Source organism: Paramesorhizobium leguminum (assembly GCF_003217235.1).
Lineage (GTDB): Bacteria > Pseudomonadota > Alphaproteobacteria > Rhizobiales > Rhizobiaceae > Paramesorhizobium > Paramesorhizobium leguminum.
The window spans coordinates 76,547-89,365 of sequence record NZ_QJTF01000002.1; the positions used below are offsets into that span (position 1 = coordinate 76,547).

Below are 12,819 nucleotides of genomic sequence, written 5' to 3' on the forward strand. Positions count from 1 at the left end.
CCCTTCCCGTTTTTCTGTCGTCCGCCATAAGAGACCGGTCACGCCGAGGCGTTGCCCTTTTCCTCATGCCGTTCGGAATAGATATAGAGCGGGCGGGCGCTGCCATCCACCACATCACCGGAGATCACCACCTCCTGCACACCGTCGAGCGTCGGCAGGTCGAACATGGTGTCGAGAAGGATTTTCTCCATGATCGAGCGCAGACCACGAGCGCCGGTCTTGCGTTCCACCGCCTTGTTTGCAATGGCGCGCAATGCATCCTCGTGGAAGCTCAGCTCGATATTCTCCATCTCGAAGAGCCGCTGATACTGCTTGACCAGCGCATTCTTCGGCTCAGACAGGATCTGCACCAGGGCATCGATGTCGAGGTCCTCCAGCGTCGCGATAACAGGCAGACGACCGACGAATTCCGGGATAAGGCCGAACTTCAACAGGTCTTCCGGCTCCAATTCGCGGAAGATAGCGCCGATACGGCGATCATCCGCCGCCTTGACGTTGGCGCCGAAGCCGATGGACGTCTTCTCGCCGCGCGCGGAAATGATCTTGTCGAGGCCGGCGAAGGCGCCACCGCAAATGAAGAGAATGTTGGTCGTATCCACCTGCAGGAATTCCTGCTGCGGATGTTTGCGCCCGCCCTGCGGCGGCACGCTGGCGACCGTACCTTCCATGATCTTCAGGAGCGCCTGCTGCACCCCCTCGCCCGATACATCGCGCGTGATCGATGGATTGTCCGACTTGCGGCTGATCTTGTCGACCTCGTCGATATAGACGATGCCGCGCTGCGCGCGCTCGACATTGTAATCGGCGGACTGGAGCAACTTGAGGATGATGTTCTCGACATCCTCGCCCACATAGCCCGCTTCCGTCAGCGTCGTCGCATCGGCCATGGTGAATGGCACGTCGATGATGCGGGCGAGCGTCTGGGCAAGGTAAGTCTTGCCGCAACCCGTCGGCCCGACGAGCAGGATATTGGACTTCGCCAACTCCACCTCGTTGTTCTTCGACTGATGCGCGAGGCGCTTGTAATGATTGTGCACGGCAACGGAGAGAACCTTCTTCGCATGGTTCTGGCCGATGACGTAATCATCGAGGACCGCGATAATCTCCTGCGGTGTGGGCACGCCTTCGCGCGACTTCACCATCGAGGATTTGTTTTCCTCGCGGATGATATCCATGCACAGTTCGACACACTCGTCGCAGATGAAGACGGTCGGACCCGCAATCAGCTTGCGGACTTCATGCTGGCTTTTCCCGCAAAACGAGCAATAGAGCGTATTCTTCGAATCGCCACCATTGTTGCTGACTTTGCTCATCGCAGTTTCCTTTCACAACCGGTGGCACGCCCGTTGGCAGTGCCTCCGCAAAACCCGTTACCCTATCCGGCGTCCCGACCGAAAACACCGATCACCTGAGCAACTTCTCAAAAACTCTTCGGCAGACGAAATCAAGCGGACTTCCGAAATCACGACACTAGGCTGACGAAAACCAATTTTCACTTAACGTAACGACTGCCGCGCCATGCACAAGCCCGAAGGAACGCGATTTTGTGATATAAAAGCCGCACTCCCGATGCAGAACCACGCACCGGGGGCTTTGTCGGCTTCGAATGGCTGGCTCAGCCGGCTTATTTCGCCGCGCCTTCGATCACTTCGCGCGATTCGATGACCTTGTCGATCAGGCCAAAATCCTTCGCTTCATCCGCCGTCATGAAATGGTCGCGGTCCAGTGTGCGTTCAATCGTGTCATAATCACGACCGGTATGCTTCACATAAATCTCATTCAACCGGCGCTTCAGCTTGATGATGTCCTGCGCGTGGCGCTCGATATCCGAGGCCTGCCCCTGGAAACCGCCGGACGGCTGGTGCAGCATGATGCGCGCATTGGGCAGCGCGTAGCGCATACCGGTGGCGCCCGCGGTCAGCAGAAGCGAGCCCATGGAAGCCGCCTGCCCCATGCAGAGCGTGGAAACCGGCGGACGGATGAACTGCATCGTATCGTAGATCGACATGCCCGACGTCACCACGCCGCCCGGCGAGTTGATGTACATGTTGATCTCCTTCTTCGGATTTTCCGCTTCCAGGAACAGCAGCTGCGCGCAAACCAGCGACGCCATGCCGTCCTCGATCGGTCCGGTGATGAAGATGATGCGCTCCTTGAGGAGCCGCGAGAAAATATCATAGGCCCGCTCGCCGCGGTTGGTCTGTTCGACGACCATCGGCACAAGGTTCATGGTTGGTGCGATCGGATCTCTCATCTGGGCCTCTAAATATCTGGAGATTGCATTCGAATAGCGCAGGCGGGGCCGCCCGCAAAGGGGATTCGTGATTGCTCCATACATAAGGTGAGCAAGCCCGGTTCCGCAAGATGCAGAAACCGTCCCCTTCCCGCCTGTTGTCATTAAGCTGTATGGCGTTAGATTGGTCTGGAGCATGATCGCGAAAAGTTGCAGACTTTTTGAACAAGATCATGCGGCTAGAATCGAATTTTGCCGATTGGACCGGCTGTGCATCTGGAAGCACTAAAAACCATCGATGCAGGCAGATTGCGCCTGCGGCTGCTCGCCGTCCTCCGCATTCTCAATGCGCGCGGCATCGCTATCGTTCTGCTCGCCTGCATCGTGGGCGTGTTTGCAGGCGCCGCCGTCATGCTGATCGGCTGGATCGTCAGCCAGTTACATGGCTTGCTCTATGAACTCCCGCATGGCGAGCGCCTCTCCGGGATGCTGGCGCTCGCCCGTCCGGAAATGGCTCTCGTGCCGGTGGCCGGCGGCATCCTGATGGGGCTGACGATATATTATGTCCGTCGCAGGAAGCTGCGCCATCCGATCGACCCCATCGAGGCCAACGCGCTTTATGGCGGACGCATGTCGATGACCGATACGCTTGTCGTAGCTGTGCAAACGATCTTGTCCAGCGGCTTCGGCGCATCGGTAGGGCTGGAAGCAGCCTATACGCAGGTCGGTTCCGGCATCGCCTCCAAGCTGGCCGCGTTTCTGAACCTGCGCCGCAGCGATGTCCGCCTGCTCGTCGGCTGTGGCGCGGGCGGGGCCATCGCCGCCGCATTCGGCGCGCCGCTCACCGGCGCGTTTTATGGCTTCGAGCTCATCATTGGCATTTACACCGTGGCCAATGTGGCGCCGGTGATGGCGGCCGCCGTGTCCGCGACGCTGGTTGCCGGATATCTGGGCGCGCCGCCCTTTCCTATCGAGCTGGGCGAATTGCCTCCCATGCAGGCGCGGCAATATCTGCCCTTTCTCATCCTTGGCCTTATGGCCGGCGGCCTGTCGATTGCCATCATGCATCTGGTGACCGTGGTCGAGCGGCTTTTCACCCGGCTGACAATCGGCAACACCTTGCGCCCGGCCATCGGTGGCTGTCTGATCGGGCTTCTTGCGCTGATAACCCCGCAGGTGCTCTCCAGCGGCCACGGCGCGCTCCACCGCGAGCTGGCGATGGATTACGGGCTCTTCATCATCATCGAAATTTTCCTTTTGAAGCTTCTGGCCTCCGCCATATCCCTCGGATCTGGCTTTCGTGGCGGCCTGTTCTTCGCATCGCTGTTTCTGGGCACGCTGGCGGGCAAGATTTTCGCCGGCATCATGGCGATTGTCTCGCCCGCAACGGGCATCGATCCGGTTGTGGCCGCGGTGGTCGGCATGACCTCGCTTGCGGTGGGCGTCGTGGGCGGCCCGCTGACGATGGCCTTCCTCGCGCTCGAATCCACCGGCGACCTGACCCTTACCGGCGTAGTGCTGGCGGCGGCGATCATGTCGGCGATGCTGGTCAGGGAGACGTTCGGCTATTCGTTCTCCACCTGGCGCTTCCACCTGCGCGGCGAGACCATTCGCAGCGCGCAGGACATCGGCTGGATGAGAAACCTGACCGTCGAGCGCATGATGCGCAAGGATATCCGCACCGTGCCGTACGACCTGACGGTGGTGGAATTCCGCAAGGAAATACCGCTGGGTTCCTTCCAGCGCGTCATTGCCGTCGAGCCGGGCAGGAAATATGCCGGCATCCTGATTGTCGCCGAAATCCACGCCCTGCCGCCTGATCCCGCTATCGGGGAACAGCCCGTATCGGATTATCTCCGCTATGGCGACGCGATGCTGCGGCAGGCGATGAATGTAAAGGAAGCAGCCGAAATGTTCGCCAAAACGGGCAGCGAAGAGCTTGTCGTGGTCGACGATTTCACCCACCGCAAGGTACAGGGCCTTCTGACCGAAGGCTATCTTCTGCGCCGTTATGCGGAAGAATTGGACAAGGCGAGAAGGGACATGTCGGGGGAACGCTGAAAAACCACGCCTCTGGATAAAGAAACGCCCGCTTCTATATGTATCCGGATGTTAAATCGCGAGGTGAACATCATGCGATATTTCAGCAACGCGCTTACGGCCCTGGCAATGCTTGGCGCAGTGGCGCAGGCGCAAGCAGCGCCGATGACAAACCAGTACGAAGAACTCAGCCACCGGCTGCTTGCCGGTTTGCCCACGACATCGATCGTCGATCTCGATCGTTGCAAGGTCCGCCCTGATCCTCCCGGCAAAAATCCCGTGTCATCGGGGCTGACTGTTGGGCATGTGATCAAGGATTTCAAGATGGTACCCGGGCCCCATGCCATGATCGCGTATAATCAACAGCGCCTGATCACGGGACCCTCGAATTTACCTATCCTCGAGGTCTTCGAATACGGCGTCATGCCCGATGACAAGGCCATCGTTACCATGCGGGAGCTTTCACCCAAAACTTATAGGCAGCTTTCCGAACCGATAAATTTTTTATGCCAGGTCGGCACCGCCCTTCGCTTCGAACCGGCAACCGGGATTATGCCCGCCGATAAGGGTTAGGAATCAGATATGGAACAAAGGCATCCGGCCCATTTCTTCAGGCCGGATGGTTTCTTGCGTTTGAAAAAGGGATCACGAACATGGATAGCCTTCTGGCGGAAATCATGCGCTCGCTCGGCTTCCTCACCCGCCTGCGCATATCCCAGGCATGGTTTGATGGCCAGAATGGATCGCTGGCGGAGAATGCCCGGGTTTTCCCTCTCGCCGGCGCGTTGATCGCCCTGCCCGCGGCCTTCGTGCTGATCGTGGCCACCCTGTTCAATCTCCCCCCCGTCGTCGCCAGTATCCTTGCCATTGGCACACTCACAATCGTTACCGGCGCATTGCATGAGGACGGCCTTGCCGATATCGCGGACGGCTTCTTCGGCGGGGCAACGGTGGAGCGGCGCCTTGAAATCATGAAGGATTCGCGCATCGGCACGTTTGGCGGGCTGGCGCTCATCATTTCCGTGGCCTTGCGCGCCCTGCTTTTCGCGACGCTCATCGAGCGTGCGGGCGTAGGTCTAGCCGCCCTCGCCCTCATCGGCACGGAAGCGGCAAGCCGCGCGGTGCTGGTCGCGTTCTGGCGTATGCTGCCTTCCGCGCGGCCCGGCGGCGTGGCCGATGGCGCGGGAGCGCCCGACGACACAGGCGCCTTCACCGCCCTCCTCGCCGGCTTTTTCTTTCTGGTAGCAACCTATGTGCCCGCAGGCGGCATCGGCGGACTGTTGGTTGCGGTCCTGCTATGCGCCGCCGCCACATTCGGCTTCGCCAATCTCTGTCACCACAAGATCGGCGGACAGACCGGCGATGCGCTGGGCGCGGCGCAGCAAATCGCGGCGCTTGCGCTTCTAATGGGCCTTGTCATGATGGCGTGACGCAACCACATTCAAGAATATTGATTGAAGCACAATTCCCGTGATGGATTTTTCGGAGTTTTGTGTAAGAAAAGACATAGTATTTTTTCGGGACGCAATGAACACTATTGAATCGCCCTGCATCCTCGTCTGTTCGATGGACGCCAAGACCGGCTATTGCTTCGGCTGCGGCCGCACGATCGATGAAATCAGCACCTGGTCGGCAATGACGCCGGAGCGCCGCCGCGAAATTGCGCAAGCACTTGCCGCTCGCCTTGAAACCGTAGAGCGAAAACCGAGGCGAGACACCCGGCGCGCCCGGATGGCGCTTCAGAAACAGAGAGAAGCATGAACCGTCTATTCTGGATCATCGTCGCGATAATTGGCGCCGTCATCCTGCTCCTGATGGCCAATAATGATAGCGGCACGACGCTTGGCCTCGCGAATGACGCGTTTGCCAATGCCGCTTATCTCGGCATATGGGGCATCGTCCTTGCCGCCGCGCTCCTCGGTTCACGCATAAAACTGAGCGATTTCGCCCGTAGCACCGCCATCTGGGTCGTTATCATCCTCGCGCTCGTCGCCGGATATCAATATCGCTATGAATTGCAGGATGTCGCGAATCGCGTCACCGCCGGCCTCATCCCCGGCAGCCCTATCTCGGGAAAAGACAGCAACGGAAATTTGACCGTCACGCTCGCCAAATCCCTCAACGGCCATTTCGAGGTCAACGGCAAGGTCAACGGCGCGCGCACCTCATTCCTGATCGATACAGGAGCTTCGATGGTTATCCTGTCCGCTGACGACGCAAGGCGCGGCGGGATCGATACCACCAATCTCTCCTACTCCGTCCCGATCATGACCGCCAATGGCAGCGCCAATGCCGCCATGGTCCAGATAGCCACCCTCCAGATCGGCGATATCACCCGCCACGATATCCCCGCGCTCGTCGCGCAGGACAATGGCGCGATCGGAAGCCTGCTCGGCATGAATTTTCTGGATACCTTGCGCGGATTTTCCGTGCAGGGCGATCAGCTGGTGCTGACGGATTAAAGCAAGTCCAGGAAAAGTGTGAAGCGGTTTTCCGTCCGGACTTGCGCAAAAATAAAGAATTCAAGCTGCTTCCGTCACATCCGCGCCGACTTCCGCAAAAGCCTTGCGAATAACCCGGCTGTCGGCATCGGCGTGCGATGCCTCGGTTGAGAGCACCTGTCGCCAGCGCCGCGCCCCCGGCATCCCTGGGAAGAGCCCGATCATATGCCGGGTTACATGTGAAAGCCTGCCGCCTTCGGCAATGTGCCGGTCGGCATAATCGCACATCGTATCGATAAGCGTAGGCATATCGATAGCCTCGCGCTCGTCGCCGAACAGCAGCCTGTCCGCATCGATCAGCAAGCCCGGATTATGATACGCGGCGCGGCCCATCATCACGCCGTCCACATGATTCAAATGATTGAGCGCTTCATCAAGCGTCTGAATACCGCCATTGATGCCAATGAAATGACTCCGCAATTCCGCTTTCAACCGATAGACACGGTTGTAGTCGAGCGGCGGAATATCGCGGTTTTCTTTGGGTGACAGCCCCTGCAGCCAGGCCTTGCGCGCATGAACCCACAGCGCATCCGCGCCCGCATCGATCACCCCACGCGCCAGCGCATCGAGCGCCACTTCCGGGTCCTGCTCATCGACACCGATCCGGCATTTGACGGTGACGGGAATATCCACCGCCCGCTTCATCGCCGCCACGCTGGCGGCGACCAGATCGGGCGTCTTCATCAGGCAGGCGCCGAACGTGCCCGACTGCACCCGGTCCGAGGGACAGCCAACATTGAGATTGATCTCCCGATATCCAAAATCCGCCCCGATCCGCGCCGCCTCCGCCAGTTTTGCCGGATCGGAACCACCCAGTTGCAGCGCCACCGGATGTTCGACAGCATTAAAGCCCAGCAGCCGCTCGCGATTGCCCTGAATGGCCGCATCCGCGACCACCATCTCGGTATAAAGCAGCGCGCGCCGCGTCATCTGGCGATGGAAAAACCGGCAATGTCGGTCCGTCCAATCCATCATGGGTGCGATGGAAAGCTTGAACTCTTTGTATTTATTAGCCTTTTCAGCGCTACCGTTCATTTAGCTTCAATCCAGCAGGGGAAAGTGTGCCAACATATCACGCCTAGATAATGATGAATGGTCAGCGTATCTAGCGCAAATCATGCCTTGCGCTCTTCATCTCCGCCGCCAGTTCGTCAACCCGGTGCTCATCAAGATAATGCGGCCCATCGAAGAGATAGATATCATAGCCCTGCATCGCCGCGATCTGCGGTAGAAGCTCATTCACGGTCGCAGGCCTGAAACCACCGCCGGCCTTGGGCCTGAACGCCTCCACGATCACCTTGACTCGCTTGCGTCCAAGGCGCGCGGCGAGCGCATCGGCATATTCGCGCGCCACGGCAGGGCTACGGGCTTCCACGCCCACGCCATCCTGAAAGAACACGCCAACATCCGGCGGAAGCCAGCTTGCAAGCCAGTCTGCCAAGGGTTTGGCGCCGATATTGGCGCTGTCGTAAACGCTGATCCATAAAGGGCGCGGGAGCAATGCCAGCGCCGCTTTCATGGTTTCGGGCGCTTCCTTCCAGGTAGGGTCAACCTCTACGGGGAAATAATATCCCTCGATATTGAGCGGCAGGCGTGTCTGGAAAAGTGCGGCCGAATCGCGAGCCAACGAGACTGCGTTCTGCCGCGCCTGCTTTTCACCGAAATGCCCGGCAAGCCCCAGAATGACATGCTTTGCCCATGGCTGGCGCGAGATTTGCAGCCAGTCGGGCTGCTTCGCTCCAGCCGCCCCTGGACCGCCCACGAAACTCGCGCCGTCAACCTCGCTCCACTGGATCAGCAGATGATCGACACCAAGTTTCTGCCAGTTGCCGGAGATGTCGGCGGTCGGATTATCGACCTGCCAGACGATCCCCGAAACCGAAAGGGGACCGCGCCACCATCGCTCCAAGAGCCCATAGCCTCCCGATAGCCAGACAATCAATCCGGCCAGGACAAGAATAAACACCGGCAATAGCCACTTGCCGGCGGAAAAAGCCCGGCGCATCAATAAGCCACGCTAATAGCCCCGAAAAACCCCTTGGCCCGATCATCGCCCGACAATTTGGCGCGATATTGCACCGTGAAGTCCACATAGGACCGCGGCGCGGTATATTTGTCTTCTCGGAACCAGTAGCGCGCATTGATGCCGGGACCGGCGCCAAGCGCGAATTGCTTGTCGAGATCGCTGTCATAACTCGGAGCCACCGCCAGGAAAGGCGTCACCACCAGATTCTTGTCGATGCCATCCATGCGATAGCTGCGCCCGATCCGGGCTTCGCCATTGGCTATGTTCTGGCCCGATTCCATGTAGCGTCCGATCTCGGCATAATATTGCCCAGTCCACCACGAGGGCACATCCACGCGCAAATCGGTGCCGAAACTATCCCCAAATGCGGCGCGCAACAGCGTGTCGTTGCGGCTATGCTCCCCGATTTTGAAAAGCTTGCTCGCTTCCAGCACCAGATTGTAGCGGGCAAACGGCTTCCACCGCGCGCCCACGCTGCCTTGCATGGTGGGGAAACCGGTCGGCCCATCGCGAGAATCGTTCAGCGTCGTGAACTGGCGGGCAAACAGCTCGAAGATCGCGCCGTCGCGATAGCCGATGCCGCGCGGACGCCAATAGACCTCCGAGCCATGCTGGAGAATCTTCCCGGCGCTGCTATCCAATGGCCTGAACGAACCGCTGGAAACGCCGCTGCTGCCGTAGCTCAAGGTCGAATTGAACCCGAACTCGCGGGTGAGATCCGCCACCTCGCGGCGCAAGCCGAACAGACGCTGCGGCGGCAAGGAAAAATCGCCGCGCTCCTCGGCATCGATGGCCTCGTGCAACAGCGCAACCGCCTCTTCATTATGAAAGGCGCGCCGCGCCGCATAGGCGGCGTCGATCAGCTGGGTGCCGTGCAGTTCGCCAGCGCGCTTCGCCTGCTGGAAGGCCTCATAGGCCATCTCATTATCGCCCGCCTGCGTCGCGAGGTAACCAAGATCGGCGGGCTTGAGCGCTTTGAGGTTTCCGGCATCGCGCGCCTCGGCAAAGAGCCGGCGCGCGTCTTGTCGCCTGCCCTCTTTGTTCAATTGCGTTATGCGGGCGGCAATCGCATAGGCGGAGCTCGCCGCCTGATCAACCGGCGCCTGCGCCTGCACCGCAGGCTTCCTTGCCAGTTTTTGCGCCGCGAGCGAATTGGCAAGCAAAGTGCGATAGGCTTTGTTCCCAGGACTCAGCTTTACCGCTTCCCGCGCCTTGGTGACGGCGAGGTTATAGCTGCGGCGCGCATAGGCGCGATACGCGGCATCAGCGGCCTGATAAGCGGGGCTGGATTGCGTCGATGTCCCAGCTTTTGCCGCGGGAGGCGCGGCAGGCGATGCTACCGGAGGGGGTGCAGGTTGAGGTTCGGAGACTTGAGCAGCGGGCGGCGCGGCAGGCGCTGGTTCCGCAGCCGCCAGTGTGCTGAGCTGTGCCCGCGCGGCGGACGACAGGCGCGGATCGTTGGCCGCCTGCCGCGCTTCTGTCCGCGCCTCGTCTCTCTTGCCCGATGCGGCAAGCGCCTCGGCCAGAAGCACCCGCAACCGCCCCACATCCGGGCGCTGCCGGATGGCTTCGCGGGCCTGCGTAATGGCTGTTTCATAATCGCGACGGGCGAAGGCGTTATAAGCCTCGGTGGCGATGCGATAAGCCGGGCCGCTCAGCGGAAGTTCCCCTTGCGCCTGCGCAGGCTGCTCTTCAGCCGCCGGCATCTGGCTGCTGCCCTGGTCCTGCGCCCATACCGGCATTGCGGTGCTGAGATTGAGGAACGCCAGCGCAAGCGCCAAGCGATAAGGCCGGCCAACCGCACGTTGGGAAAATTTTCGCAAAGGAAAAGTCCTTTTCATCAGTGGCTCATCTCCCTGGCAGCAACTTCCACAGCATGGCGCTGCTGTTCTTGCAGCGCCCATTCAAGCGTGTCTTTCGAAATGACGTTCCTCGCCACGAGATAACCGCCAACAAGTCCATCCGAAGCAGGCGAATAGTGCATCATCGCCTCGTTGAAAGCGTCGCGTGATACACCGCCCTGTTCGACCAATAAATCGCCAAGCAATGGAACTTCAGAACTATGTACTAACTTTAAAGCGCTTAGTGATTCGACACTGGCCCCATCTTTCCTCTGTTCGCTCAAAAAGCGCAAGCCGACTGTGATATCGCGATCGCGAACGATGAACTGGCGCGGACGATAGCCGAGAGTTGCTCGGATTTGTTCCTGCACGATGTCAGGGAGAGGAGCAGCCGTCGCGAGACGGACCTTCCCATCCGGCCCCTCCCCGTCCGGCAACGCAAGAATGCGCCAGCGAACGCTGAGCTCCAGCGGAAACCGGTCTTTTGCGGCGAGGATTTCGGCCTCGGAGACCGATGTCAGGTCCAGTCCGGACTGGAAGGCGATCGCCTCGGCCAGCACTTCTTCGGCAAGCCAGCCCTCCTGCACCAGGATACGGCCGAAGGGGACGTGTTTCTGGTCCTGCTTTTGCAGCGCCGCCTGAAGAGTGTCGTCATTGATCGCCTGCCATGAAACGAGCAGCTCACCCAGCCTCGTGCGTTCCTCGGTCAGTCCTCCGCCCGTGGGGAAGTCGTGCATCGTCTTGTCCCACGTAAGGCGCCTGCCCAGGATAAGGTGCAAAAGATACTGCTTCCATGCGCGCGACATCGCCATGAAATTCACGAAATTGCCGACAACCATGCGCGGGATCGACAGCAGCCCGTGCTCCCAGCCGAAGGTGCGGGAGGTGAAGTAGACGCGCTGGGCGACTCGCAATGTAAGCGCGACGGCATTCAATCCCAGGAGAAGCTCGAACCAGCTGCCCGATGCGGTGATCGGCGGATAGCTCACAGTCATGAGGCCCGTCACAAAGGCGATCTGGAACAACAGATATTGTGCGACGAGCACATAGGCGAGGATCGCTATGAAGGCCGTCACGGCGCCTTTGCGGTCGCGCAGCAGAAAATATCGATCCACCAGCGAGCCATGCCAGCCGAAATAGGCCCACCCCTGAAAAACGATGCCGAGCGACCAGCGTGTCTTCTGCCGATAGGAGGTGCGGAAGGTATTGGGAAAATACTCGCGCACGCTGAGCGGCATGCGCACGATGGTTTCCTTCACCTTGCCGTAGCCGAACCACGACGCCCGCTTGACGCGATATTCCACGGGGAACCGCGCCAGGATGGAGTGCATCCCGTGCGCGGCAAGACGTACGCCGATATCGTAGTCCTCGGTGAGCGTCTGGGTGTTGAAAGGCTGGTTGTCGGTTTCAGCCGCGAGCGTCAACAGCGCGCGGCGGGAAAAACAGGTGCCGACACCGGCTGACGGTACCTGCTTGGCAAGGCTTTCGCGCACGACAAGATCCTTGCCATGCCATTCCGCGAACTCGTCCATGTAGACGCCGGCGACGAGATCGAACCAGTTGCGCTCCAGCGAGGCGACAGGAAGCTGGATCAGATCCTTGCGCGGCAGGAGATAGTTGAAATACTGCAGTTCCACCGGATGCAGCACGTCCTCGCTGTCATGCAGCACCACGCCCGCGAAGCTGATGCCGTGCTTCTCCTCATGGGCAAAGATCGCCTGCACGACCCAGTTGAGGCAATCCGCCTTGCAGGTGGGCCCGGCATGCGGCACCTCCACGCGCACCAGCTGCTTGTAGCGGCGGCGCATGCGCTCGACTTCCTTGATGGTCGCCGCGTCATTGCAATAGGTGCCGACGAAGATCGTATAGTTTCGATAATCGAGCACCTTCACCATGTTTTCCAGCATGGCGGCAATGACGTCGTATTCCATCCAGGCCGGAATCATGATCGCGATGTGCTGCTCTGGCCGGTCGCGCAATTGCTCCGCCCGAAGCGGCTTGTAGCCCCGCTTCGTGGTGGCGCGCTTGGCCTCTCGAAACCAGTACCATGCGTCGATGAAAAGATCATCGATGCTGGATATGAGGATCACGACGGCAATGGCGATGGCGCCATATTCCAGCCAAAGGTAGTAGTCCGCGAAAAGATAGGGCCAATAAAGCGACATCTGGTGGTCTACC

Annotated in this window: 11 protein-coding genes; 5 read left to right on the plus strand and 6 right to left on the minus strand. The window is 59.8% G+C overall.

The annotated features are described in order from the left end of the window. Positions 1-38: 38 nt before the first annotated feature. Both clpX and clpP read right to left on the minus strand, forming a co-directional pair. Positions 39-1,313, minus strand: a complete 1,275-nt coding sequence (clpX, locus tag C7477_RS01930) for an ATP-dependent Clp protease ATP-binding subunit ClpX (protein WP_110748367.1) — start codon at positions 1,311-1,313, stop codon at positions 39-41. A 311-nt stretch (positions 1,314-1,624) separates the two neighbouring features. Further along, positions 1,625-2,254 carry an ATP-dependent Clp endopeptidase proteolytic subunit ClpP gene (gene clpP, locus C7477_RS01935; RefSeq protein WP_110748370.1) on the minus strand — a complete coding sequence of 210 codons (630 nt, stop codon included), beginning with the start codon at positions 2,252-2,254 and terminating at the stop codon, positions 1,625-1,627. Positions 2,255-2,485: 231 nt separating this feature from the next. Here clpP and C7477_RS01940 point away from each other — a divergent pair, with 231 nt between their 5' ends. From C7477_RS01940 to C7477_RS01960, 5 genes are all read left to right on the plus strand, one after another. After that, positions 2,486-4,294 (plus strand): chloride channel protein, encoded by a 1,809-nt coding sequence (locus C7477_RS01940; RefSeq protein WP_425373492.1) that lies wholly within the window; start codon positions 2,486-2,488, stop codon positions 4,292-4,294. 72 nt (positions 4,295-4,366) lie between these two features. Further along, on the plus strand, positions 4,367-4,846 hold the full coding sequence (locus tag C7477_RS01945; RefSeq protein WP_181418313.1) for a hypothetical protein: 480 nt from the start codon (positions 4,367-4,369) through the stop codon (positions 4,844-4,846). An 80-nt stretch (positions 4,847-4,926) separates the two neighbouring features. Further along, positions 4,927-5,703, plus strand: coding sequence for an adenosylcobinamide-GDP ribazoletransferase (locus tag C7477_RS01950; protein WP_110748379.1), 777 nt, complete (start codon positions 4,927-4,929; stop codon positions 5,701-5,703). Between the two features lie 97 nt (positions 5,704-5,800). After that, positions 5,801-6,034: a DUF1289 domain-containing protein gene (locus tag C7477_RS01955; RefSeq protein ID WP_110748382.1), complete on the plus strand. Its 234-nt coding sequence runs from the start codon at positions 5,801-5,803 to the stop codon at positions 6,032-6,034. Then, a complete protein-coding gene (locus C7477_RS01960; protein ID WP_110748385.1) occupies positions 6,031-6,735 on the plus strand; it encodes a TIGR02281 family clan AA aspartic protease in 705 nt (234 codons plus the stop codon). The genes C7477_RS01955 and C7477_RS01960 overlap by 4 nt, the downstream gene beginning before the upstream one ends. Before the next feature lie 60 nt (positions 6,736-6,795). Here C7477_RS01960 and dusA read toward each other — a convergent pair whose 3' ends face one another. The 4 genes from dusA to C7477_RS01980 form a co-directional block, all read right to left on the minus strand. After that, the gene (gene dusA, locus C7477_RS01965) at positions 6,796-7,809 is read right to left on the minus strand and encodes a tRNA dihydrouridine(20/20a) synthase DusA (protein WP_110748388.1); all 1,014 of its coding nucleotides are present in this window, start codon (positions 7,807-7,809) and stop codon (positions 6,796-6,798) included. A 70-nt stretch (positions 7,810-7,879) separates the two neighbouring features. Then, on the minus strand, positions 7,880-8,779 hold the full coding sequence (locus C7477_RS01970) for an alpha-amylase family protein (RefSeq protein WP_210206124.1): 900 nt from the start codon (positions 8,777-8,779) through the stop codon (positions 7,880-7,882). Continuing rightward, the gene (locus C7477_RS01975) at positions 8,779-10,641 is read right to left on the minus strand and encodes a bacteriophage N4 adsorption protein A (RefSeq protein ID WP_110748390.1); all 1,863 of its coding nucleotides are present in this window, start codon (positions 10,639-10,641) and stop codon (positions 8,779-8,781) included. Before C7477_RS01975 ends, C7477_RS01970 begins: the two co-directional genes overlap by 1 nt. Continuing rightward, positions 10,641-12,806 carry a glycosyl transferase family protein gene (locus tag C7477_RS01980; RefSeq protein ID WP_110748393.1) on the minus strand — a complete coding sequence of 722 codons (2,166 nt, stop codon included), beginning with the start codon at positions 12,804-12,806 and terminating at the stop codon, positions 10,641-10,643. Before C7477_RS01980 ends, C7477_RS01975 begins: the two co-directional genes overlap by 1 nt. Positions 12,807-12,819 lie beyond the last annotated feature (13 nt).

What these genes read in the sequence shown, in the direction of transcription:
- clpX (WP_110748367.1), bottom strand. Translation starts at nt 1,313, where the DNA reads ATGAGCAAAGTCAGCAACAATGGTGGCGATTCGAAGAATACGCTCTAT.
- C7477_RS01980 (WP_110748393.1), bottom strand. Translation starts at nt 12,806, where the DNA reads ATGTCGCTTTATTGGCCCTATCTTTTCGCGGACTACTACCTTTGGCTG.
- C7477_RS01970 (WP_210206124.1), bottom strand. Translation starts at nt 8,779, where the DNA reads ATGCGCCGGGCTTTTTCCGCCGGCAAGTGGCTATTGCCGGTGTTTATT.
- dusA (WP_110748388.1), bottom strand. Translation starts at nt 7,809, where the DNA reads ATGAACGGTAGCGCTGAAAAGGCTAATAAATACAAAGAGTTCAAGCTT.
- C7477_RS01950 (WP_110748379.1), top strand. Translation starts at nt 4,927, where the DNA reads ATGGATAGCCTTCTGGCGGAAATCATGCGCTCGCTCGGCTTCCTCACC.
- C7477_RS01955 (WP_110748382.1), top strand. Translation starts at nt 5,801, where the DNA reads ATGAACACTATTGAATCGCCCTGCATCCTCGTCTGTTCGATGGACGCC.
- C7477_RS01945 (WP_181418313.1), top strand. Translation starts at nt 4,367, where the DNA reads ATGCGATATTTCAGCAACGCGCTTACGGCCCTGGCAATGCTTGGCGCA.
- C7477_RS01960 (WP_110748385.1), top strand. Translation starts at nt 6,031, where the DNA reads ATGAACCGTCTATTCTGGATCATCGTCGCGATAATTGGCGCCGTCATC.
- clpP (WP_110748370.1), bottom strand. Translation starts at nt 2,254, where the DNA reads ATGAGAGATCCGATCGCACCAACCATGAACCTTGTGCCGATGGTCGTC.
- C7477_RS01975 (WP_110748390.1), bottom strand. Translation starts at nt 10,641, where the DNA reads ATGAAAAGGACTTTTCCTTTGCGAAAATTTTCCCAACGTGCGGTTGGC.